Source organism: Xanthomonas rydalmerensis (assembly GCF_033170385.1).
Lineage (GTDB): Bacteria > Pseudomonadota > Gammaproteobacteria > Xanthomonadales > Xanthomonadaceae > Xanthomonas_A > Xanthomonas_A rydalmerensis.
On sequence record NZ_CP126170.1, the window covers coordinates 397,625 to 420,431 of the forward strand.

The 22,807-nt window shown below is 68.3% G+C and carries 19 protein-coding genes; 16 read left to right on the plus strand and 3 right to left on the minus strand.

What is annotated here, in order from left to right; genetic code table 11:
- Positions 1–38: 38 nt before the first annotated feature.
- The gene (locus QN245_RS01735; protein WP_184647390.1) at positions 39–926 is read left to right on the plus strand and encodes a LysR family transcriptional regulator; all 888 of its coding nucleotides are present in this window, start codon (positions 39–41) and stop codon (positions 924–926) included.
- 117 nt (positions 927–1,043) lie between these two features.
- Here QN245_RS01735 and QN245_RS01740 read toward each other — a convergent pair whose 3' ends face one another.
- Complete coding sequence (locus QN245_RS01740) at positions 1,044–1,799, minus strand: DNA/RNA non-specific endonuclease (RefSeq protein ID WP_184449955.1); 756 nt, start codon at positions 1,797–1,799, stop codon at positions 1,044–1,046.
- A 196-nt stretch (positions 1,800–1,995) separates the two neighbouring features.
- Between QN245_RS01740 and QN245_RS01745 the strand changes: the two genes are divergently transcribed.
- Positions 1,996–4,503 (plus strand): PepSY domain-containing protein, encoded by a 2,508-nt coding sequence (locus QN245_RS01745; RefSeq protein WP_317844389.1) that lies wholly within the window; start codon positions 1,996–1,998, stop codon positions 4,501–4,503.
- Between the two features lie 193 nt (positions 4,504–4,696).
- Here the strand turns inward: QN245_RS01745 and QN245_RS01750 are convergent, their stop codons facing one another.
- Positions 4,697–5,596 (minus strand): TolB family protein, encoded by a 900-nt coding sequence (locus QN245_RS01750; protein WP_317844390.1) that lies wholly within the window; start codon positions 5,594–5,596, stop codon positions 4,697–4,699.
- A 52-nt stretch (positions 5,597–5,648) separates the two neighbouring features.
- Between QN245_RS01750 and aroE the strand changes: the two genes are divergently transcribed.
- From aroE to QN245_RS01815, 13 genes are all read left to right on the plus strand, one after another.
- Positions 5,649–6,497: a shikimate dehydrogenase gene (gene aroE, locus QN245_RS01755; protein ID WP_160964462.1), complete on the plus strand. Its 849-nt coding sequence runs from the start codon at positions 5,649–5,651 to the stop codon at positions 6,495–6,497.
- Between the two features lie 49 nt (positions 6,498–6,546).
- Positions 6,547–6,873, plus strand: a complete 327-nt coding sequence (locus tag QN245_RS01760) for a hypothetical protein (RefSeq protein WP_184647382.1) — start codon at positions 6,547–6,549, stop codon at positions 6,871–6,873.
- Positions 6,874–6,912: 39 nt separating this feature from the next.
- Positions 6,913–7,269 (plus strand): hypothetical protein, encoded by a 357-nt coding sequence (locus QN245_RS01765; protein ID WP_255421808.1) that lies wholly within the window; start codon positions 6,913–6,915, stop codon positions 7,267–7,269.
- A gap of 67 nt (positions 7,270–7,336) precedes the next feature.
- Positions 7,337–9,466 carry an ATP-dependent DNA helicase DinG gene (gene dinG, locus QN245_RS01770; RefSeq protein WP_317844391.1) on the plus strand — a complete coding sequence of 710 codons (2,130 nt, stop codon included), beginning with the start codon at positions 7,337–7,339 and terminating at the stop codon, positions 9,464–9,466.
- 198 nt (positions 9,467–9,664) lie between these two features.
- Entirely contained in the window at positions 9,665–10,948 is a 1,284-nt protein-coding gene (locus tag QN245_RS01775) for an HlyD family secretion protein (protein ID WP_160964457.1), read from the plus strand.
- Entirely contained in the window at positions 10,945–13,116 is a 2,172-nt protein-coding gene (locus QN245_RS01780) for a peptidase domain-containing ABC transporter (RefSeq protein WP_184647378.1), read from the plus strand. The genes QN245_RS01775 and QN245_RS01780 overlap by 4 nt, the downstream gene beginning before the upstream one ends.
- 26 nt (positions 13,117–13,142) lie before the next feature.
- Positions 13,143–13,310 carry a hypothetical protein gene (locus QN245_RS01785; protein ID WP_167087915.1) on the plus strand — a complete coding sequence of 56 codons (168 nt, stop codon included), beginning with the start codon at positions 13,143–13,145 and terminating at the stop codon, positions 13,308–13,310.
- A 70-nt stretch (positions 13,311–13,380) separates the two neighbouring features.
- Positions 13,381–14,466, plus strand: coding sequence for an ATP-grasp domain-containing protein (locus QN245_RS01790; protein ID WP_184647376.1), 1,086 nt, complete (start codon positions 13,381–13,383; stop codon positions 14,464–14,466).
- On the plus strand, positions 14,463–15,071 hold the full coding sequence (locus tag QN245_RS01795) for a DUF6624 domain-containing protein (protein WP_184647374.1): 609 nt from the start codon (positions 14,463–14,465) through the stop codon (positions 15,069–15,071). The genes QN245_RS01790 and QN245_RS01795 overlap by 4 nt, the downstream gene beginning before the upstream one ends.
- Before the next feature lie 363 nt (positions 15,072–15,434).
- A complete protein-coding gene (locus tag QN245_RS01800; RefSeq protein WP_237475203.1) occupies positions 15,435–15,932 on the plus strand; it encodes a hypothetical protein in 498 nt (165 codons plus the stop codon).
- Between the two features lie 523 nt (positions 15,933–16,455).
- A complete protein-coding gene (gene katB, locus QN245_RS01805) occupies positions 16,456–17,979 on the plus strand; it encodes a catalase KatB (protein WP_317844392.1) in 1,524 nt (507 codons plus the stop codon).
- Between the two features lie 64 nt (positions 17,980–18,043).
- Positions 18,044–18,601, plus strand: a complete 558-nt coding sequence (locus QN245_RS01810; protein WP_184449973.1) for an ankyrin repeat domain-containing protein — start codon at positions 18,044–18,046, stop codon at positions 18,599–18,601.
- Between the two features lie 232 nt (positions 18,602–18,833).
- Positions 18,834–20,405 (plus strand): SDR family NAD(P)-dependent oxidoreductase, encoded by a 1,572-nt coding sequence (locus QN245_RS01815; RefSeq protein WP_317844393.1) that lies wholly within the window; start codon positions 18,834–18,836, stop codon positions 20,403–20,405.
- A gap of 206 nt (positions 20,406–20,611) precedes the next feature.
- Here the strand turns inward: QN245_RS01815 and QN245_RS01820 are convergent, their stop codons facing one another.
- Positions 20,612–21,079, minus strand: a complete 468-nt coding sequence (locus QN245_RS01820; RefSeq protein ID WP_184449976.1) for a metallophosphoesterase family protein — start codon at positions 21,077–21,079, stop codon at positions 20,612–20,614.
- A gap of 375 nt (positions 21,080–21,454) precedes the next feature.
- Here QN245_RS01820 and tcuC point away from each other — a divergent pair, with 375 nt between their 5' ends.
- A complete protein-coding gene (gene tcuC / locus QN245_RS01825; RefSeq protein WP_317844394.1) occupies positions 21,455–22,762 on the plus strand; it encodes an MFS transporter in 1,308 nt (435 codons plus the stop codon).
- The last annotated feature ends 45 nt before the right edge of the window (positions 22,763–22,807 follow it).

Sequence of the window (22,807 nt, forward strand, 5' to 3'; positions counted from 1 at the left end):
AAATTGGCGAATGTCGCCGACCGGCTATACATTTCTGTATGGACAACACGATCGGCTGGGAACTCTACCGGTCCTTCCTGGCAGTGCTGGAGGAGGGCTCGCTGTCGGCGGCGGCGCGCGCGCTGGGGCTGACCCAGCCCACCGTCGGCCGCCACGTGGCGGCGCTGGAACAGGCGCTGGCGGTGCCGCTGTTCGTGCGCTCGCAGACCGGCCTGCTGCCCACCGATGCGGCCCTGGCCCTGCGTGGCCATGCGCAGGCGATGGCCAGCCTGGCCGCGTCGCTGCAACGCGCGGCGGGCCGCCATGGCGATGCGGTGCGCGGGACGGTACGCATCGCCGCCAGCGAGGTGATCGGTGCGGAGGTGTTGCCGCCGGTGCTGGCGGCCCTGCGCCGCGCGCATCCGCAGTTGCGGCTGGAACTGGTGCTGAGCAACCGGATGCAGGACCTGCTGCACCGCGAAGCCGACGTGGCGGTGCGCATGAGCCGGCCGACCCAGGACGTGCTGGTCGCGCGTCACGTCGGTGCGGTGGCGGTGGCGCTGTTCGCGCACCAGGACTACGTGGACCGGCACGGCCTGCCGCAGGCCATGGAGGAACTGCCGCAGCACGCGCTGATCGGCTTCGATGCGGAGACGCCTTTCCTGCGCGCGGCGCGCAGCGGCCTGCCGCTGTGGCGGCGCGAGGCGTTCGCGTTGCGCGCCGACAGCGACTTGGCGCAACTGGCATTGTTGCGTGCCGGCTGTGGCATCGGCTTCTGCCAGGTCGCGCTGGCGCGGCGCACGCCGGCACTGGTGCCGGTGCTGCCAAAGCAGGTGAATGTCGGTCTGGAAAGCTGGATCGTGATGCACCAGGACGTGCGCGGCAGCGCGGCCTGCAGCGCGGTGTTCGCGGCGCTGGTCGAGGCGATGACGGCGCACACCGCCTGAGGTGCGCGCGCTTGCAGTGGCGGCCGGTTTGCGCATTCGCGCATCCGGCCGCCCCGACCCGGGCAGGGTGTCAGGACGCTGTTACGAATCCCGAATCCCCACTCCCGAATCCCCGCCTTACGGCAGCGTCAGCGCGATCGGATTCGCCTTCATGCTGGCGCTGATCGCCGGGAACGGATCCACGCCGGCCATGGTGATGACGTCGTTGATCGACACCACGTCGCAGTTGATGGTGCTGTCGTTGACGCACATGTAGGCGGCCGCGCCATTGCCCGGCTCGTACACCGCCTTCCACACGTAGTTCGGCACCTGCACGTTGTCGGCGCCGATGCTGCTGCGGGTGCCGCTGTCGAAGGCCGGGCCGGTGACCACGTAGACCTCGCCGCGCTGCTTGGCCAACTGCCGCACCTGCTCCTCGATCCGCGCCCACTCGCCGGTGTTGAGCTTGTGGTCCTGCGGGACCACGTTGGCCATCGAGAAGGTTTCCTTCTCCGAGTTGGTGGTCGAGGCGTCGCCGGCCGGGGTCATGTGGCCGCGGTCGAAGCCGGAGTTGGTGTAGTCCGAGGTATGCGAGCGGTCGGCGGCCGGGATGCCGGTCTCGTCATGGAAGGAGCCGACGCGGCCGATCGATTCGGCGCCGGCGACCTGCTGATCGGTGATGTGTTCGGCCGAGTACAGCGGACCCTTGGTCACGCCCGAGGCCATCAGCACGTATTCGGTATGGCAGACCTCGGTGGTACGGCTGGTGATCGACGCGTCGAGCGTCGGTGCCTTGCCGCCGGCGTAGAGCGTGGGGCAGCTGGTGGCGGCGCTTGCCGCCTGGGCGGCGAACAGGGCAAGCAGGGCAAGACAACCGCGCAGGGAGACGGACATTGCAGGAACCTCGGCTGGTCAGGGGAGTGAAGAAACTGGCGAGGTTCGGTGTCCGTCAGATGACCATTGGATGTGTGGCAAATGGCAACTGCGCCGCTGGTCACGCTTGGCGGTAGACGCCGCGCCACGGCGGTCAATCGCATGCGATAAGCGTTCTCATTTACAATGCGCGACCGCCCCGTCCTGCGCCTCCGCCGTGATCAAGTCGTTGTTGTTCCAGTTGCACTGGCTGCTCGGCATCAGCGCCGGGCTGGTGCTGTCGGTGATGGGGCTGAGCGGGGCCACGCTGGCCTTCGAGGACGAGATCGTGCGCCTGGCCAATCCGCCGCTGGCGGCCATCGCCGCGCGCCATGCCGCCGGCGAGCAGCCCTTGCCGCTGGCCGAGCTGGCGCGGCGCCTGGACCTGGACGGGGCGCACCGCAGCAACCGGCTGCTGATCGACCCGACCGGCACGCGGCCGTCCGCGGTGCGCCTGCCCGGTCGCGACGGCGGCCGCCTGTATTTCGATCCCTACACCGGCGCGGTGCTGCCGGCGCCGCGCCTGGATGGGTTCTTCTCCTTCGTCGAAGACCTGCACCGGCGCCTGGCCGCGGGCGAGCGCGGCAAGGCGGTCACCGGCGCCTGCGCCTTCGTGCTGATCTTCTTCTGCCTGTCCGGGCTGTACCTGCGCTGGCCGCGGCGCTGGTGGAGCTGGCGCGCCTGGTGGGCGGTGGAGTGGAACCGGCAGGGACGCAGCTTCCTGTGGAGCCTGCACTCGGTGATCGGCACCTGGTGCCTGCTGGTGTACCTGCTGATCGCCGCGACCGGGCTGTATTGGTCCTACGACTGGTACCGGCAGGGGCTGGTGGCGATGCTCGGCGGCGATGCCGCGCCCAAGGAGAAAGAGGGCGGCCGCGGCGGCAAGCCACCGGCAGTGGACTACGCGCGGCTGCAGTCGGCCCTGGCGAGCGTGCCCGCCGCGCAGCGCGCCTACCTGGATCTGCGCCTGCCCGGCCGCAGCGGCCAGCCGATCGTGGCCCGTTACCTGCCGCCCGATCCGGCGCACGACCGCGCCTACGACAGCGTGGAGGTCGATCCGGCCAGCGGCCGCATCCTGCGCCGCCTGGAATACCGCGCGCAGCCGCTGGGGCGGCGCCTGCTGACCAGCATGTTCGCGCTGCACAGCGGCAGCTTCTTCGGCCTGCCCGGGCGCGTGGCGATGCTGCTGGCGAGCCTGTGTATGTCGCTGTTCTTCGTCACCGGCTGGATGCTGTACCTGGACCGCCGGCGCAAGAAGCGGGCATTGCGCGAGGCGCGGCGCGCGCTGCCGGGGCTGGTGGGCGAGGCCGCCGCCTCCTGGCTGGTGGGGTTTGCCAGCCAAAGCGGCCTGGCCGAGCGCCTGGCCTGGCAGACCGCCTCGCAGCTGCAGGCGGCCGGCCTGACGGTGGACGTGCGCTCGCTGGCGCAGCTGGACCTGGCGCAGCTGCGCGGCACCCAGCGCGCACTGTTCGTGATCAGCACCTTCGGCGACGGCGAACCGCCGGACGCGGCGCGCGGCTTCGTCCGGCGCGTGTTGCGCCAGGCGCAGGCCTTGCCGGAGCTGCGCTACGCGTTGCTCGGCCTGGGCGATCGCCAGTATCCGCAGTTCTGCGGTTTCTCGCGGGAGGTGCAGCACTGGTTGGATGCACAGGGCGCGCAGGCGCTGTTCCCGCCGCTGGAAGTGGACAACGCCGATCCGCAGGCGCTGGCGCAGTGGCAATGGCAATTGTCGGCGCTCACCGGCGTGGCGGCATCGGCACCGGTGCTGCAGGCGCCGGAGCCGCTGGACTGGCGCCTGGTCGGCCGCGTCCTGCTCAATCCCGGCAGCGCTGGCGCCCCCGTATGGCGCATCGACCTGGCGCCGCCGCCGCAGGCGCACTGGCATGCCGGCGACGTCCTGGAAGTGCAGCCCTGCCACGCCGCCGACACGGTCCACGCCTGGCTCGCCGCGCAGGCGCTGGACGCCGAACAGACGGTGCAGGCCGATGGCGTGCGGCAGCCATTGTGGGAGGCGTTGGCGTCACGCGCGCTGACGCCGCCGACGCCGGGCGACGATCCGCAGGCCTGGGTGGATGCGCTGCCGAGCCTGCCGCTGCGCGAATACTCGATCGCCTCGGTGCCGGAAGATGGCCTGTTGCAGCTCGTCGTACGCCTGACCCTGCGCGCCGACGGCAGCCCTGGCGTGGGCGCCGGCTGGCTGTGCCAGCACGCGCCGGTGGGTGCAGTGCTGCGCGCGCAGGTGCGGGCCAACCCCGGGTTCCGCCGGCATGGCGATGCGCCCATGCTGCTGATCGGCAACGGCACCGGTATCGCCGGCCTGCGCAGCCTGCTGCGCGAGGCCGAGCAGGCCGGCGTGCATGGGCACTGGCTGCTGTTCGGTGAACGCAACGCCGCGCACGATGCGCTGTTCTGCGACGAGTTGCAGTCCTGGCGCGACGCCGGCCATCTGCAGCGCCTGGACCTGTTGTTCTCGCGCGACCAGGCGCACAAGCGCTACGTGCAGGACGGGCTGCGCGAGGCCGCCGACGCGGTCCGCGACTGGGTCGCGCGCGGCGCCACCGTGTACGTCTGCGGCAGCCTGGAAGGCATGGCGCGCGGCGTGGATGCGGCATTGCGCGAGATCTTCGGCGAGGACGCGCTGGATGCGCTCAGCGCCGACGGGCGCTACCGGCGCGACGTGTATTGAGGTGATGCGTCCAGCTGCCGTGGGTCGGGACTGACGTCCCTCCCACAACGGCCTTCTGCTACAGCTCTTGTCTGCCGGCATGGCAGCAGCGTGGGCATCCCGAGATGTTCGGTGGCGGTGCAGGACGGCGCCGGCCCGCTGCACTTCGACACGCCTCGCCATGCAGCCACCCTTCAGCGCGTGGCGTCGCCGTTCAATCGGCGGGCATGCAATCGCTGCTTCCGGTGGCCGCCGGTGCCTTGATCCGGTAAAGGTCGCGCTTGCCGGCCTTCGGCGCGCGGGCGCTGCCGGACAGCAGCAGTTCGCTGGGCTTGGACGCATCCAGCACGGCGCCGGCGGTCTGGCCGTCGCTACCGTTGAACGACAGCGCCAGCGGCTGCGGGTCCGCGTAGCGGCCGCCGGCGCATTGCGCCAGCAGCACCTGGCTTCGCTCGCTGCGGTGGGCACGGGCGAACAGCAGCGCGCGGCCGTCGCCCAGCCAGGCGGCATCGGTGTCGTCGTCGGCGCTGTTGACCCCGGCCAGCGCCGTTGGCTGCGCGAACGTCTGGCCCTCCAAGTGCGCGACGAACAGGTCCAGGCCGCCGGCGCCGCCGCGGCCGTCGCTGGCGAACAGCAGCCGCGTGCCGTCCAGCGAGAGTGCCGGCGCGCGCTCGTTGCCCGGCGAATTCACCGCCGCGCCCAGGTTCTGCGGTGGGCCGTAGCCGCCGTCGGCCAGCACCGGCGCACGGTACAGGTCGGTGCCGCCGTGGCCGCCGGGACGATCGGAGGCGAAGTACAGCCAGCGGCCGTCGGCGCTGAAGAACGGGTCGCTGTCCAGGTTCGGCGAGTTCACCGGTGCGGGCAGCGGCTGCGGGTCGCGCCAGCGGCCGTCGCGCAGCACCGCCTGCCACAGGTCGCCGCCACCGGGCCCGCCGGCGCGGTCGGGACTGGCCCAGACGATGCGCTGGCCGTCGGGCGCGACGCTGCCGCGGGTCTCGTCGGCGGCGGTCGACACCACGCCCATGCCCTCGATGCCGAATTCGGAAAGCGCGAACGCACACGGCGCGCAGAGTAAACTCGCGGCCAGCGCGAGCGGCAGGACAGGGGTCCGCATGTGGGAGTCCATGGAATGTCGCCGCCAGTCTAAAACAACCAACGAGCGCTCCATGCCCAACTCCCGTTTTGCCGTGTTCGGCCATCCCGTCGCCCATTCGCTGTCGCCGCGCATCCACGCCGCCTTCGCCAAGCAGACCGGCATCGCCCTGCAGTACGAGGCCATTGACGTCCAGGCCGATGGCTTCGCCGCGGCGCTGGCCGCCTTCGCCGCGGCCGGTGGCGTCGGCGCCAACGTGACCCTGCCGCTGAAGGAAGCCGCCTTCGCGCTCAGCCTGGTGCACAGCGAACGCGCGCAATCCGCCGGTGCGGTCAACACGCTCAGCTATCGCGACGGCCAGTGGCACGGCGACAACACCGACGGGGCCGGCCTGGTGCGCGACCTGACCGGCCGCAATGGACTGGATCTGCGCGGCCGCCGCGCGCTGCTGCTGGGCGCCGGCGGCGCCGCACGCGGCGTGGCGCCGGCGCTGCTGGAGGCCGGCGTGCAGCAACTGGTGGTGGTCAACCGGGCGCCGGAACGCGCCGATGCGCTGGTCGATGCGCTGGGCGAACCGGCGCGCGCGATCTCGCGCTACTGGGAGGACCTGCGCGAGCTGGGCGATTTCGAACTGATCGTCAATGCCACCACCATCGGCCGCGACCCCACCGCCAGCTTCACCCTGCCGCTGTCGCTGATCAACAGCATGACCCTGGCGGTGGACCTGAACTACGGCGAGGTCGCCATCGCGTTCCTGGCCTGGGCGCGCGCGGCGCGTTGCCGCGACACCGTGGATGGTCTGGGCATGCTGGTGGAACAGGCGGCCGAGAGCTTCGAGACCTGGCACGGCGTGCGTCCGGAGACCGATCCGGTGTACGCCGCGTTGCGCGAGCGCGACGCGGTGCTGGTCAGCGCCGACTGACACCGACGACTGCATCAAGAGGAACGACCGCGTGGACAATGGATTTGCGATGCAACTGCTGACGACCCTGCTGTTCCAGCTGCCGGTCGTGGTGATGTACGTGGTCGGCCTGGCGCTGCTGTTCACGCGGCGTCCTGGCCGGCCACGCACGTTGGCCCTGTGCGGGTTGAGCATCATGCTGCTGGTGATGGTGCTGGGCACGGCGCTGTCGATGTTGCCGATGTTGGCGATGTCGCGCGGCGCCAGCCTTTCCGAGTTCGCCCTGTGGTTGGGGATGCTGCGCGCGGTCCTCGGCCTGATGTTGGCGGTGGGCGTGCTGCTGGTGGTGCTGGCGTTGCGCTTCGCCCTGCCGCCGCGCGTGACGCCGCCGCACTGACCGACGGAACCGGGTTCGAGGGAGGACGTGATGCTGGCGATGGGCGTGCACCCGCTTCTGGACCTGAGCGTGCTGACCGGCGCGCTGGGCCTGCTGGCGCGGCTGTTGCTGCCGCTGATCGCGCTGCTGCTGCTTCCGCGGCTGGCGCCGGGCCACGCCCGAACCCTGGCGCGGTTCGGGCTGACGGTGTTGCTGATGGGCGCGATCCTGCCGCGCCTGTTGAGTGCGGTGCTGGGCTGGGTAGCGCTGATGACACCCCAGTTCCGCAGCACTCATCCGGACGCCTCTGCGCTGGTGCATCTGCTGGACGATGCGCTGTACGTGGTCGGGCTGGGCCTGCTGCTGCGCGCGCTGTGGCTGGCGCTGCCGCGCAAGGCCGCGCCGCCGTCGGCGTAACGCTGCGCGCAACGCCGTTCAGTTCCGGCGTTTCAGTCCTTGCGACGGGACGTGAGAAAATGTCCGGATGACCGATTCCGCTTCGCCGTCGACGCCGCCCGCGTCCGGCCCGTCCCCGCGTCAGCTCACCGAACCGGTCAAGCTGGCCATCCGCGATGCCTACGCCAAGCTGCAGGCCAACACGCCGGGCTTCCGCGTGCGTCGCGCGCAGAGCCAGATGATCGGCGTGGTCTCGCGTGCGCTGGGCACCTCCGGCGGCGTGGGCGTGGCCGAAGCGCCCACCGGCGTCGGCAAGAGCCTGGGCTATCTGACCGCCGGCGTGCCGATCGCGCTGGCCAGCAAGAAGAAGCTGGTGATCAGCACCGGCACGGTGGCGCTGCAGTCGCAGCTGGTCGAGCGCGACATCCCGGCCTTCCTCAAGGCCACCGGGCTTGAGGCCACGGTGGCGCTGGCCAAGGGCCGCACCCGCTACCTGTGCACGCGCAACGTCGCCGAACTGCATGGCGAAGCCGCGCAGGACAGCATGTTCGAGGACGAGGCGCCGCTGTACGACCGCCCGCTGAGCCCGGCCGAGGCCGAACAGGCGCGCGCGCTGGCCAAGGCCTATGCCGACAAGAGCTGGAACGGCGACCTGGATGCCGCCCCGGAGCCGGTGCCGCCGTCGCTGCGCGCGCGCATCACCACCAATGCCGCCGGCTGCGCGGGGCGCCGCTGCTCGTTCGCGGTGCAGTGCCCGGTGCTGAAGGCACGCAGCGAGGTGCGCGATGCGCAGATCGTGGTGACCAACCACGCGCTGCTGCTGTCGGCGCTGTCGCTGGGCGACAGCGACAACGGCCAGCCGCTGATCGCGCCGCCGTCGGACATGCTGCTGGTGCTCGACGAGGGCCACCACATCGCCGGCGTCGCCATCGATCAGGGCGCGGCCAATCTCCCATTGGACGAGATGGCGCGACGCACCGGCCGCCTGCAGGCGCTGGTCGGCGCCGCCTACCGGCTCGCCGACAAGGACCGCATCGGCAACCAGCTGCCCAACGAGGCGGTCGAACTGGCCGCGCAGGTGGCCAAGGGCCTGAAGGCATTCCGCGCCGAGATCGAACGGGTGTGGGTGCCGGAGCCGGGCCAGGACGAGCCGATGTGGCGCGCGCCCAACGGCCGCCTGCCCGAGGACTGGAAACCGCTGATCGACGCGCAGGCGCAGGACACCGGCGCGCTGCTGAACTGGGTGCAGGCCGCGCACCAGATGGCGGCCAAGTCCAAGCAGGAGGATGCGGCCAAGGAGCGCCTGCAGCGCAACCTGGGCATGGCCCTGGAGATGGTCGAGCAGCAGTACGCGCTATGGCTGGGCTGGCGCCGCGAGGACCAGGACGGGCAGCCGCCGATGGCGCGCTGGATCACCGCATCGCGCGATGCCGACCTGATCTGCCATTGCTCGCCGGTGTCGGCCGCGCAGGTGCTGCGTTCGCTGCTGTGGAGCGAGGTGGACGCGGCGGTACTGACCTCGGCCACGCTCACCGGTGGCGGCGATTTCCAGGCGCTGGCGATCGACAACGGCCTGCCCGCGCACGCCGAGATGGTGTCGCTGTCCTCGCCGTTCGACCTGCCCAACCAGGCCGAGTTGATCGTGCCGGCGTTCCCGGTGGCACCGGACGACCGCGAAGGCCATCCGCGCGAGGTGGCGCGCTACCTGGTGCGCGAGCTGGACTGGGGCAAGGGCTCGATCGTGCTGTTCACCTCGCGCTGGAAGATGCTCAAGGTGGCGGACCTGTTGCCGATCGCGCAGCGCAACCGCGTGCTCGTGCAGGGCGACGGCTCCAAGTCGCAGATGATCGGCGAGCACATGCGCCGCATCGCCGCCGGCGAAGGTTCGGTGCTGTTCGGCCTCAATTCCTTCGGCGAGGGCCTGGACCTGCCGGGCGAGGCCTGCACCACGGTGGTCATCACCCAGGTGCCGTTCGCCGTGCCGACCGATCCGCAGACCGCCACCCTCGGCGAATGGTTCGAGAGCCGCGGCCTCAACGCCTTCAACCTGATCGCGGTGCCGCACGCGTTGCGCACCCTGACCCAGTTCGCCGGCCGCCTGATCCGCACCTCCGACGACCACGGCCGCGTGATCATTCTCGATTCGCGGTTGCTGACCAAGCGCTACGGCAAGCGCATCATCGACGCGCTGCCGCCGTTCAAGCGGGTGATCGGCTAGCGGTTGCACGTGCGATGGCGATGGTCGTGCGCGTGTCGCCGACCGCGCCGATCGTCACGCAGCGTGCGGTGTCGTCGCAACAGGAATTGTCTACCGCACCGACCACGCATGTGCAGCTGCGCGCTTGACGGCGTTTATCCGGCAAGCGATAAACATTCACGCGCTAGGAACGCATGCAGCGCCGCTCAGGGGATGGCAATGGCGGACGGATTCTTCAGGGAAGAAGTGTTTCGAGCGCGCCGCGAGGGCTGGCTCGGCGCCGTGCGCCTGGACGCACCACGCTTCGGTTGGGCTTACTTCTGGGTCAGCGTCGCGCTGCTCGTAATTGTTCTGGTGCTGCTGTGCATCGGCAGTTATACGCGACGAGAAGCGGTCAACGGCACGCTGGTACCCGATCGCGGACTGCTGACCATGACGCCTTCCGCATCCGGACGGGTCGTGCGCACGTTCGCCAAGGAGGGTGCAAAAGTACGTGCGGGACAACCGCTGATCGAGATCTCCGGCGAACAGGACAGCGCATCGCTCGGTGATACGCAGGCATCGGTGATCGCGCAGTTGCGCGTCAAGCGCGAGCGCCTGCGTTCCGACATCGAGGAACAACGCAGCCTGTCGCAAGCACAGGATCGCGACCTGCGCACGCGCATCGAGTTGCTGAAGGGCCAGATCGCCAGTACCGAAGAACAGATCGGTCTGCAGCGGCAACGTGCCGAAAGCGCCATGCGCCTGTACGAACAATGGTCCAGTCCCAGTAATCGCGGGGTGCTGACCAAGGTACAGCTGCTGCAGCAGCAGGATGTGGCGATACAGAATCAGGCGCAGCTCAAGGATCTGCAGAAGCATTCGCTGGAACTGCGTCAGCAGCAATCCCAGTTGCGGACACAGTTGGAGCAGCTTCCGGCAACGCTGATCGGAAAGAACAACGAGATCGACCGGCAACTGGCGGACGTCGCGCAGTCGATCTCCGAGAGCGAGGCCCGCCGCGCGGTGATCCTGCGCGCGCCATCGGACGGGATCGTCGGCAATCTGCTGGTGTATCCGGGGCAGCCGGTCGCCGCGCAGCAGCCATTGATGACATTGTTGCCGCGGGACACGCGTCTGCGCGCCGAGCTGTGGGTGTCTTCGCGGGCGGTCGGGTTCGTCAGCCCGGGCGACCGGGTGGTGCTGCGCTATCAGGCATTCCCGTATCAGAAGTTCGGGCGCCATGCCGGCCGTGTCGCGGAGATTTCGCGCAGTGCGATGAGTTCGGGCGATCTGACCCGGTTGCTGGGCCAGGACATCAAGGAGCAGCGTTACCGGGTGATCGTCGAACTGGGTAGCCAGGATGTCGTGGCGTATGGGCGCAAGGAACCACTGCGTCCCGGAATGGCGTTGGATGCGGACATCCTGCTCGAACGCAGGCACTTGATCGAATGGATGTTCGAGCCGGTCTACGAGCTGGCCTCCGGCATGCGCGACATCCCCTCGAACGAGCGTGGATCATGAGCCGGTCCTGGTCGCCCTGGAGGTCGCCGTTCGCGACGCGGATCGTGCCGATCATGCAGACGGAAGCGGCAGAGTGTGGCCTGGCCTGCCTGGCAATGGTCGCGGGTTTCCACGGCCAGAAGGTCGACCTGCCCAGCTTGCGTCGACGCTTCAGCATCTCGTTGCAGGGCGCGCGTCTCGAACGCCTGATGCAAATCGCGCGCACGATCGGTTTCGACGTCAGACCGATGCGCGCTGAGCTCGACTACCTGGCCGCCGTTGGCGGTCCCTGCGTCCTGCATTGGGATCTGAGCCACTTCGTGGTCCTGGAGCGGGTGACGCGAGGCGTCGCGGTGATCCACGACCCTGCGCGCGGACTGCTGCGGCTGCCGTTGGCGGAGGTGGGCAAGCACTTCACCGGGGTGTTGCTGGAACTGGTGCCCAGCCCGAGCTTCGAGAAGGTGGCGGCGCCGCAGCCGGTGTCCTTGCGCATGTTGACCGGCAGGATCGTTGGGCTGCGTCGCGCGCTCGTGCAGGTCTTCGCGCTGGCGCTGGCGATCGAGATGTTGGTGCTCCTGATGCCATTCCAGATGCAATGGCTGATCGACCATGTCCTGGTCTCTGCAGACATGCCGTTGCTCAAGATTCTGGCGATCGGATTTCTGATCGCAGTGCTGGCGCAGACGTCGCTGATGCTGGCGCGCAGCTGGGTGGTCAGTTGGCTGGGTGCCTCGCTCAACAGCCAATGGATCAACAACCTGTTCGGCCACCTGATGCGGTTGCCGCTGGACTACTTCGAAAAGCGGCATATGGGCGATGTGCTGTCGCGGTTCGGATCGCTGAAGTCGATCCAGACCACGTTGACCGGAAGCTTCGTCGAAGCGGTCCTCAACGGCATGACCGGCATGCTGGCGCTGGTGGTGCTGTTCTTCTACAGCGCCAAGCTCGCCGGCGTGGTGCTGGCCGCATTCGCGTGCTACTTGCTGCTGCGCGTGGCGATGTACCGGGTCCAGTTCGGCATCACGCGTGATCAACTGTTCCATACGGCGCGCCAACAGAGCGAGTTGATGGAGTCGGTCCGTGGCATCCAGGCGATCAAGCTGGCCAACAAGCAGGGCTTGCGTCAGAGCCGGTTGTTCGCGGCGACCGTGCAGGCCGCTAGTCTGGATATGCAGTCGCAGCGCATCGGCCTGGCGTTCACGGCATTGAATGGCGGCGTCTTCGGGATCCAGCGCGTCCTGTTGATCAGTATCGGTGGCTATATGGCGCTGCAGGACGCGTTGTCGGCTGGCATGCTGGTGGCGTTTCTCAGCTACGCGGACTTGTTTACCAGTCGGGCGGGAAGCCTGGTCGACAAGTGCATCGAGTTCCGCATGCTGCGACTGCATGCCGAGCGCATCGCCGATATCGCCATGAGCGATCCCGAGCCGCATGCGCTGGGACACTACAGTGGGCCCGAGCTCGCGCCGGAGATCGAGTTCAAGGGAGTGAGCTTCCGTTACTCCGACGACGACCCGTGGGTGCTGCGCCACTTCGATCTCAAGGTCCGCGCAGGCGAGTCGGTGGCCATCGTCGGACCGAGCGGGTGTGGGAAATCCACCTTGGCCAAGCTTCTGCTGGGTTTGCTTGCGCCAACCGAAGGACAGATCGAAGTGGGCGGCGTGGAGATTCGAAGACTGGGGTTGGAGACCTATCGCGGCATGGTCAGTGCGGTGATGCAAGACGACCAGCTTTTCGCCGGCTCCCTGGCCGACAACATCGCGTTCTTCGACCCTGACGCCAGCCTGCAGCGCATCGTGGCAGCCGCAAAGCTGGCGGCCATCCACGATGACATCGTGCGTATGCCGATGGGATACGAATCGCTGGTGGGCGACATGGGATCGATCCTGTCGGGTGGACAACGGCAGAGAGTGATTCTTGCGCGCGCGCTGTATCGGCAGCCCAAGATCCTGGTGCTGGATGAGGCCACCAGCCATCTGGATCGGCAGCGCGACGAGATCGTCAATGCGCACATCAAGGCGCTGAGCATGACGCGCGTGCTGATCGCGCATCGAGAAGACACCATCGCCTCGGCCGACCGCAAGGTCGTGCTGGGGGCGGAGCGGAATCAAGGCGTGCGACATGGCGCCGAAAGACTTGACGCGTCGCGAAGCGTCGAGAAGCTCGCCGGCATCGTCGCTGGCGAATAACCCTGCTGTCTTTCAAGGAGAGTGTAATGGAAAATGTCGTGAACACGGAAAATTCGCGTCCCGTTGCCCAGCGTTTCGCGCGTGAGATGACCCAGGAGGAAGTCAGTGCGATTTCCTGCGGTGGCGGTCAGGACACTCTGATTATCATCGTCGTCGAGGCCGTGGACACCGAGACGGTCATCATCTTCAGCTGATCGGACGGCGCATGGCGGTGCTGCAGCGCCGCCATGCATCTGGCGAGGATGCACAACGGATGTCCGGACGATGCAGGAAGACGCAAAGAACGTATTGATCGTGGCGCCGCAGCACGATACGCACGCGGCGACCATCGCCGCCATGATCGTTGCGGCAGGACATAAGGTGAATTTCTTCGATAGCGGTGCCTGGCCGACGGGCCTGGCCGGATCGATGCTGTGCGATGCACACGGTGCCCGCTTCGTACGCGACGGGGCGCCGCTCTGCTATGACGCTGCCTGGTGCCGACGGTTGCTGTTCAAGAAGCAGGCGCCGCCGGGTGTGCACGAGCAGGATGTAGGGTTCATTCGTTCCGAGGGAATGCTGTTCGACCTCGGCACGCTGGCCGTCATGGGCAGTGGAGTCGGCGTGCAGCGCTGGATCAATGCGCCGATGCAGGCGTTGATGGCGGACCAGAAGGCGTTGCAGCTGTCCACGGCGGCGTCCAGTAGCCTGCGCGTCCCACGGACGCTGATCAGCCACCGTGCGGAAGACATTCGCCGCTTTCGCAGTCGCGAACCGGACGGCGTTGTCGTCAAGCCGTTCAACGTCGGCGCCTGGTCGGAGAATGCCGGCTACAGCGTGTCGTATGCGACGCGCGTCAGCATCGAAGAGACCTTGGCCGATGGCGACGTGAGCGCGTGCCCGACCAACTATCAGGAGGTGGTGCGCCACCGCGGCGATGTGCGCATCGTCTGCCTTCAGGGCGAGTATGTGGCGGTCAAGATGACGCACGCGCTGGAGGGAGAGATCGATTATCGTGCCGTTCGCCACAAGACGACGATTACGTATGCCGAAGCTGCGCTCCCTGATGAGTTGATCGCCAAGCTCGAACGCCTGCGGCGAACGCTGGGCATCGACTTCTTCTGCGCTGATTTCCTTGTGCCAGCGGATGGAGGGGAGCCGATCTTCATCGAGCTCAATCCCGGCGGCCAGTTCCTCTATCTGGATCAGAGGCTCGCGCAACTGGATATCGCACGTAAGTTCTGTAGCTTGCTGGTGTATGGAGCAACTGCGCGTTATCGAGAATTTCCGAAGCCTGTTGCAGCGGCGCCGTCTGCCCAAGCCCCCGCGCGGGTGTCCACCCCTTCCGAAGCGAATCCCCTATGCGAATGATGATGCGCCTGGCCACCGCGGCCACCCTGCTTGCGATCGCTGGCGGAGGTTTCGCCCGTCCTCAACAGGAGCAATCGATGTCCCATTCCGTTGAGGCCGAACACTTCAACGCCGACTACCGGCAGCAGCTCCTGCAGTTGGCCCAAGCCGACCAGCAGATCCGTGCAGACGCCCTGAAGAAATACACGCCGCAGCAGTTGCAGAGTGACCCCGGCAGCGCACGTGCGCTTGCATTGCAGATTCATGCCTCGCAGCAACAGAATCAGCAGACGCTTTCCGCCTTGATGGCCAAGTACGGCTTTCCTGATACGGCGGTCGCCGGCAGTGACGGCGCACATGCAGGCTTTCTGGTGGCACAGCATGTCGGCGACCGGGCGTTCCGCGATGCGTTCCTGAAAGGCATCGAAGCCGCTGCAGAACAGGGACGCTACAGCAAGGAGGATCTTGCGCTGTTCGTGGATCGCAATCGGGTCCTGAGCGGGCAGCCGCAACTTTACGGCACCCAGCACAAGGCCGATGGCAGTCTGTTCGACGTTGAACAGCCCGAACAACTGCAGCAGCGCCGAGCCGCGATGGGATTGCCGCCGGACGTCGCCGGACACTGAAGCACTCAGTACGTGCGGTTCGGGCACCTGGCTATTCTGGCGAGCGTCCGGGCGGCGGGCTCGATCGCGGCGGCGCGCTGGGTCACGAGCTAGGGAGCGGCGCTGAGCTTCTACGGCGGTTCTGTGTTTGCAGATCGGGTGGCCGCGGGCGATAGGGCGCCGAGGCCGGCTGCCAGTGGGCATCTGAATGGCTATGCCACGGCGCGCTGAAGACTTCGCATAAATGAGTGATCTGGTTCGATCTATAGATGTGAGTTCCATCGATAATTCCATGTCGCATAGGCGGCGATCTGTGTTGTCCAGCCCAGATCGGGGACAGGTCGCGCTTACTGGTCTACTATCCCCGCGACAGGGGGAATCATCATGCGAATCGCCAGGCAGTGGGCGTTCGGAGCGGCGTTGTGCGTGCTGACCAGCATCGCCGCGGCGCAGCCGACGGGCACACCGACAGAAGACACCGCGGTGGCGGCGCCGGCCAATCCGGCCTACCGCACGCAACTGCTGCAGTTGATCAGCGACGACGCGCAGGCCCGCGCCGATCTCAAACGGGACTACACCCCGCAGCGGCTGCAGCACGATACCGTCTCACTGCGCGCGTTCGCGCGAGAACTGAGGATGGCGCAGAAGGAAAGCTTCGGGCGCCTGACCGAGTTGATCCGGCGCCAGGGATTTCCCGATGCGCACGCGGTCGGTGCCGATGTGGCGCATGCGGCCTTCCTGATCGCCCAGCGCATCAACGAGCCTGGGTTCCGCGCCGACTTCCAGCGCGGCATCGACGCGGCCGTGCAGCGCGAGGCCTATAGCCGTGCCGATCAGACGCTGTTCGCCGATCGCAGCCGGGCGCTGAGCGCGAAGCGCTAGCCGCCGCCATCGCGGCAAAGCCAGGAAGGGCGGCGACGTTGCACTGGCCCCGTCGCTGTCGCGACGCGCGCGCAACGACGGCCCACTTCGCAGATGCCGCCGCATCGGTCGCGTGCGGAGGTTGTGCGCACGCGCGTTCGGCAATGTCGCTTGCTGCGATGTGGCCCGAAGCCGGCAGACGCCTGTCGCCGATAGACGCCGCAACCTTGTCTCTTGACGTTGTTCGGCCGCGCGTCTTCCGACGTGTGGCGTCCCGTTGTGTCGCTGCCCGCGCATTCCACCACGCGCTGCTGCCGCAGACGGCCTGGCGCGCGTCTACATTTTGCGGCCGATCTGCGCCGGCACGACCTCCGACTGACGTTGCGCCTGCGCTGCAGCTGCAACGCATTGCGCGCTCCACCCGCGTTCGCGGTCACAGTGCATGCGCACGATTGGCCGTGTCGATGGCAGTGATTGCAAGGAACGAATGTTCTGCGCGTCGCACTGCCGCCATGCTGCAGCTCCCTTCACACGAGCCGACGCCATGCGCCCTGGATCCCTGCTGTTGCTTGTCCTGTTGTCGCCTTCCCTGATCCTGTCGGCCAGCGCCGCGCAGTCCACGCTCACTCGCGACAACGGCGCGCCGGTGGGCGACAACCAGAACTCGCAGACCGCCGGACCCAACGGCCCGACGCTGCTGCAGGACGTGCAATTGATCCAGAAGCTGCAGCGCTTCGATCGCGAGCGTATCCCCGAGCGTGTGGTGCACGCGCGCGGCACCGGCGTGCATGGCGAGTTCACCGCCACCGCCGACATCTCCGACTTGAGCAAGGCCAAGGTGTTCGCGTCGGGCACCACCACGCCGGTGTTCGTGCGCTTCTCTTCGGTGGTGCATGGCAACCATTCGCCGGAGACGCTGCGCGATCCGCACGGCTTCGCCACCAAGTTCTACACCAGCGAAGGCAACTGGGACCTGGTCGGCAACAACTTCCCGACCTTCTTCATCCGCGATGCGATCAAGTTCCCGGACATGGTGCACGCGTTCAAGCCGGACCCGCGCACCAACCTCGACGACGATGCGCGTCGCTTCGATTTCTTCTCGCACGTGCCCGAGGCAACCCGCACGCTGACCCTGCTGTACTCCAACGAAGGCACGCCGGCCGGCTACCGCTTCATGGACGGCAATGGCGTGCATGCCTACAAGCTGGTCAACGCGCAGGGCCAGGTCCATTACGTGAAGTTCCACTGGAAGAGCCTGCAAGGCCTCAAGAATCTGGATCCGCAGCAGGTGGTGGCAGTGCAGGGCAAGGACTACAGCCACCTGACCAACGACCTGGTCGGCGCGATCAAGCGTGGCGACTACCCGAAGTGGGACCTGTACATCCAGGTGCTCGCGCCCGAGGACCTGGCCAAGTTCGACTTCGATCCGCTGGATGCCACCAAGATCTGGCCGGGCGTGCCCGAGCGCAAGATCGGGCAGATGGTGCTGAACAAGAACGTGGACAACTTCTTCCAGGAGACCGAGCAGGTGGCGATGGCGCCGGCCAATCTGGTGCCGGGCATCGAGCCGTCGGAAGACCGCCTGCTGCAGGGGCGCATCTTCTCCTACGCCGACACGCAGCTGTACCGCGTCGGCACCAATGGCCTGAGCCTGCCTGTGAACCGGCCGCGCGTGGCGGTCAACAACGGCAACCAGGACGGCGCGATGAATGCCGGCAGCACCAGCAGCGGCGTGAACTACGAGCCGAGCCGGCTCAACCCGCGGCCGCAGGATCCGAACGCGCGCTACAGCCAGCTACCGCTGTCCGGCACCACCCAGCAGGCCAAGATCACCCGCGAGCAGAACTTCAAGCAGGCCGGCGAACTGTTCCGCAGCTACAGCAAGAAGGAGCAGCAGGACCTGATCCAGAGCTTCGGCGAATCGCTGGCCGGCACCGACGACGTGAGCAAGCACCTCATGCTCTCGTTCCTGTACAAGGCCGACCCGGCCTACGGCAGCGGCGTGACGCGGGTGGCCAAGGGCGACCTGGCGCGGGTCAAGCAACTGGCCGCGCAGCTGCAGGACTGATCCGTCCCACGCGCGGCCCGGCGGCGCCATCGCCGCGCCGCGCACCTTCTTGCGGAGACCCCCTATGCGTCGTGTTGTCCTCTTTCTTCTCGGCCTCGCGGTGAGCGCCACGGCCGCCGCCGCACCGGCTGCCCCCGCGACCCCCGATCCGGCTGCGGTGCAGGCGCAATTGCGCAGCTACTTCTTCGATGCCGCGCGGCAGGGCCGCCAGGACATGCTGGCCGAGTTCATCCGCGCCCATTACGACCTCGATACCCGCGACGACAAGGGCTACACCGCGCTGATCCTGGCCGCCTATCACGGGCAACAGGCAGCGGTGGAACAGTTGCTGCGCGCCGGTGCCGACCCCTGCGCGCAGGACAAGCGCGGCAACACCGCGCTGATGGGCGCGATCTTCAAGGGCGAGCTGAGCATCGCCAAGCGGCTGATGCAGGCCGATTGCGCGCCGGACCAGCGCAACAACGCCGGACAGACCGCGGCCATGTACGCGGCGTTGTTCCAGCGCACCGAGGTGCTGAAGGACCTCGCCGCCAAGGGCGCCGACCTGCAGGCCCGGGATGCGCAGGGCAACGACGTGGCCCGGCTGCAGCGCGGCGAGTTCGCGACCGCACCGGCGCGCTGAGCGGTCCCGCCCCGCCTCCGGGGCGGGTGCCGGGTCGGGCAATCGCACGGCGCGTGGATCGCAGGCCCCGGATCGGCGAAAATGCCCGGGTGGCCGGTTCCTCCGGCCCGCCGCGGCCCATGCGTCGCCGTTCCCGCTGCGGCGGGCGGTGTCACATCAGGGTCGCGTGCTGCCCTGTCGGCATCGTGCCGGCGCTCTGCCGCGGCTCGCCGTCGCCCATCCCGGATCTGTCTTGAACGCCACTGCCCCCGTTTCTCCCGACGACCTGCCCCAGGCCGAGCGCCTGCGCATCGCCCTGGACCTGCTCGAGACCATCGCCGCCGACCGGCGCGTGCTCGATACCCTGCCGGAGCCCGAGCGGGTGCGCCTGCTGCAGGTGGTCGCCCAGGTCTTCAACCCCGAACCCAAGGCGCGGCGCAAGCTGCTCAAGGACCAGGCGCGCGAGCGCCACCAGGAGAAGGTGCGCAAGGCCGAGGAACTGCTGGCGCAGACCGGCATTCGCGCGCTGCGGCGCAAGCCAGTGTTCAGCACGCCCAACTATTTCCCGCCGCACACGCCGGCCGCGTTGGCGCATGCGCAAACCGTGGCCGAGACGCCCGCGACGCATTCGCCCGAATTGCGCCACTGTTACGTGTGCAAGCAGAAGTACACCGAACTGCACCACTTCTACGACCAGATGTGCCCGCCCTGCGCCGAGTTGAACTACTTCAAGCGCACCGAGACGGCGGACCTGCGCGGGCGTGTGGCGCTGCTCACCGGCGGCCGGGTCAAGATCGGCTATCAGGCCGGGCTCAAGCTGCTGCGCGCCGGCGCCGAACTGATCGTGACCACGCGCTTCCCGCGCGACTCGGCCGCGCGCTACGCGGAGGAGCCGGATTTCGCCGAGTGGGGCCACCGCCTGCAGGTGTACGGGCTGGATCTGCGCCACACGCCCAGCGTCGAGGCGTTCTGCAGCGAACTGCTGGCGACCCGCACCCGCCTGGATTTCATCGTCAACAACGCCTGCCAGACCGTGCGACGGCCGCCGCAGTTCTACGCGCACATGCTGGCCGGCGAGACCGCCGCGCTGCACGACCTGCCCGAGCACGTGCGCCGACTGGTGGGCCAGTACGAAGGCCTGCGCGGCCCCGACCTGCTGCCGGCCGGGGGAAACACGCTGCCGGCTGGAGCGGGCCAAGGGCGAAGTGGCGCCGACGGCCTGCTGCGCGCCGCGGAGCTGTCGCAGGTGCCGTTGCTGGCCGACGATCTGCTCGCCCAGCAGCACCTGTTCCCGGAAGGGCGCCTGGACCAGGACCTGCAGCAGGTGGACCTGCGCGGACGCAACTCCTGGCGCCTGCTGCTGGACGAAGTGTCCTCGGTGGAACTGCTGGAGACGCAGCTGGTCAACGCGGTCGCACCATTCGTCCTCAACGCGCGGCTCAAGCCGCTGATGTTGCGCACGCCCGAGCGCGACAAGCACATCGTCAACGTGTCGGCGATGGAAGGGCAGTTCTACCGCAACTTCAAGACCACCCGGCATCCGCACACCAACATGGCCAAGGCCGCGTTGAACATGATGACCCGCACCTCGGCGGCGGATTACCAGAACGACGGCATCCACATGAACAGCGTGGATACCGGCTGGGTCACCGACGAGGATCCGGCCGAGATCGCCGCGCGCAAGGTGGAGGAGGAGCGCTTCCATCCGCCGCTGGACATCGTCGACGGCGCCGCGCGCATCGTCGATCCGATCATCCACGGCTTCAACACCGGCGAGCACGTGTGGGGCCAGTTCCTCAAGGACTACGCGCCGACCGACTGGTGAGGCGGCGCCGCTCGACCGGAGCGGTGCGCGCGATGTGCATCCGCTCCGCGCTCGGGGACTAGCCGCGGTCGCGTCCTGCGGTCGTCGCGGTGACGGCGGCGGCGTCCTTCTCGCGGCCCCGGCACTGAACAGCGAAGAACACGCGCGTTCGCCGCCTGCCGCCGCACGCCGCGTGTCCCTGCGTCGCGGCGCCGGACCCGCCCGTACTAGCCCAGGGTTTGCAACTCGCCGCGCGGGCCGGCTGATGTCAGATACAGGTGGCCGAGGCTGATCGGCAGGCGAAAGCGGCGCGGTCCGGCGCTGCCGGGATTGAGGTAGAGCACGCCGTCGCGGGTCTGCAGCGACGGCATGTGCGAGTGGCCGCTGATCACCACGTCCACGCCGTCGGCGACGTGTCCCAGCGTCTTCAGGTCGTGGCGCACGTGCAGGCGCACGCCGTCGATGTCCAGGTCCAGGGTTTCGGGTAGCGCCTGCGCCCACGGCGCGGTATCGATGTTGCCGCGGATCGCGTGCAGTGGCGCCAGTTCCCGCAGCGCTTCCAGCACGGCGGGCTTGCCGACGTCGCCGGCATGCACGATCGCGGCGCAGCCGCGCAAGGCCGCCAGCGCCTCGGGACGCAGCAGGCCATGGGTGTCGGCGATCACGCCGAGATGCAGCGGTCGAACGGGACGCATCGGTGGCGCTTCCTGGTGCGTGACCAGTGTCCAGCCTACGCATTCGGACGTGGTGGCGCCGTCGCGACCGCCGTGTAGGTGCCACGGTCCATGGAGCGAGTCGCGCCAGCGCAGCGAGCGTGGACGCGCAGGGTTCGCACGCCGGCATCGGTGCGTCGGCGTGCAGCGGTAAGCGCGGCAGTGCCCCCGCGATTGGCAGCCACCGGCCCTGCCGGGACCGCGCCATCGCGCTCGAGCATTAACCTGCACGGAGCGGCGCGCGCGCCGAGTGCGGCGGACGCACACGGCGTGTTGTACCGTTGCCATCCGCGTTCAGCCCTCGATGTCGCGCGACCGCGCAGGGCGTTGCCTTTCTTCTCCAGCAGACTTCGACCGATGACCTCTTCCGCTACGCCCCCTGCCGCCGCCGATGCCGCGCCGCACGGCGCCGCCGCCGTGTTCCGCGTGGTCACCGGCAACTTCCTCGAGATGTACGACTTCATGGTCTATGGCTTCTATGCCACGGCCATCGGCCATGCCTTCTTTCCCTCGCACAACGCGTTCGCCTCGCTGATGCTGTCGCTGGCCACCTTCGGCGCCGGCTTCCTGATGCGGCCGATCGGCGCGCTGGTGCTGGGCGGCTACATCGACCGGCACGGGCGTCGCAAGGGGCTGATCCTGACCCTGGGGCTGATGTCGGCCGGCGTGCTGCTGATCGCCTTCGTCCCCGGCTACGGCACCATCGGCGTGCTGGCGCCGGTGCTGGTGCTGATTGGCCGCCTGCTGCAGGGCTTCTCCGCCGGTGCCGAACTGGGTGGCGTGTCGGTGTACCTGGCCGAAATCGCCACGCCGGGACGGCGCGGTTTCTACGTGGCCTGGCAGTCGGCCAGCCAGCAGGTAGCGGTGGTGTTCGCCGCCGCGCTCGGCGTGGCCCTGCATGCATTGCTGTCCGACAGCGTGATGGACAGCTGGGGCTGGCGCGTGCCGTTCGCCATCGGCAGCCTGATCGTGCCGCTGATCTTCCTGATCCGCCGCTCGCTGCAGGAAACCCCGGAGTTCGCCGCGCGCCAGGCGCCGGACCTGGCCGGCATCGCGCGCTCGCTGCGCGCCAATGTCGGGCTGATCCTGGCCGGCGTGGGCATGGTGATGATGACCACCGTGTCGTTCTACCTGATCACCGCCTACATGCCGACCTACGGCCGCGCCGAACTGCATCTGAGCGAACTGGACAGCCTGGTGGTGACCGGCTGCATCGGCCTGTCCAATTTCGTGTGGCTGCCGGTGATGGGCGCGCTGAGCGACCGCATCGGTCGCAAACCGCTGCTGGTGGTCGCCAGCGTGGCCATGTTGCTGACGGTGTGGCCAGCGCTGCAGTGGCTGGTCGACGCACCCTCGTTCGGTCGGCTGCTGCTGGTCGGCGAGTGGCTGTCGCTGCTGTACGGCGCCTACAACGGCGCGATGGTGGTGGCGCTGACCGAGGTGATGCCGGCGGAGGTGCGCACCACCGGTTTCTCGCTGGCCTACAGCCTGGCTACTGCGACGATGGGCGGCTTCACCCCGGCAGTGTCCACCTGGCTGATCCACGCCACCCACAGCCGCGCCGCGCCGGCGCTGTGGCTGTCATTGGCGGCGCTGATCGGCCTGGCCTGCACCTTGCTGCTGTTCCGTCGCCAGCGCGGCGCCGACACGTTCCACGCCGCCTGAGCGCGGCACTGCGTGGAGGAGGGCAGGGCGGCGGCAGTCCGCCGC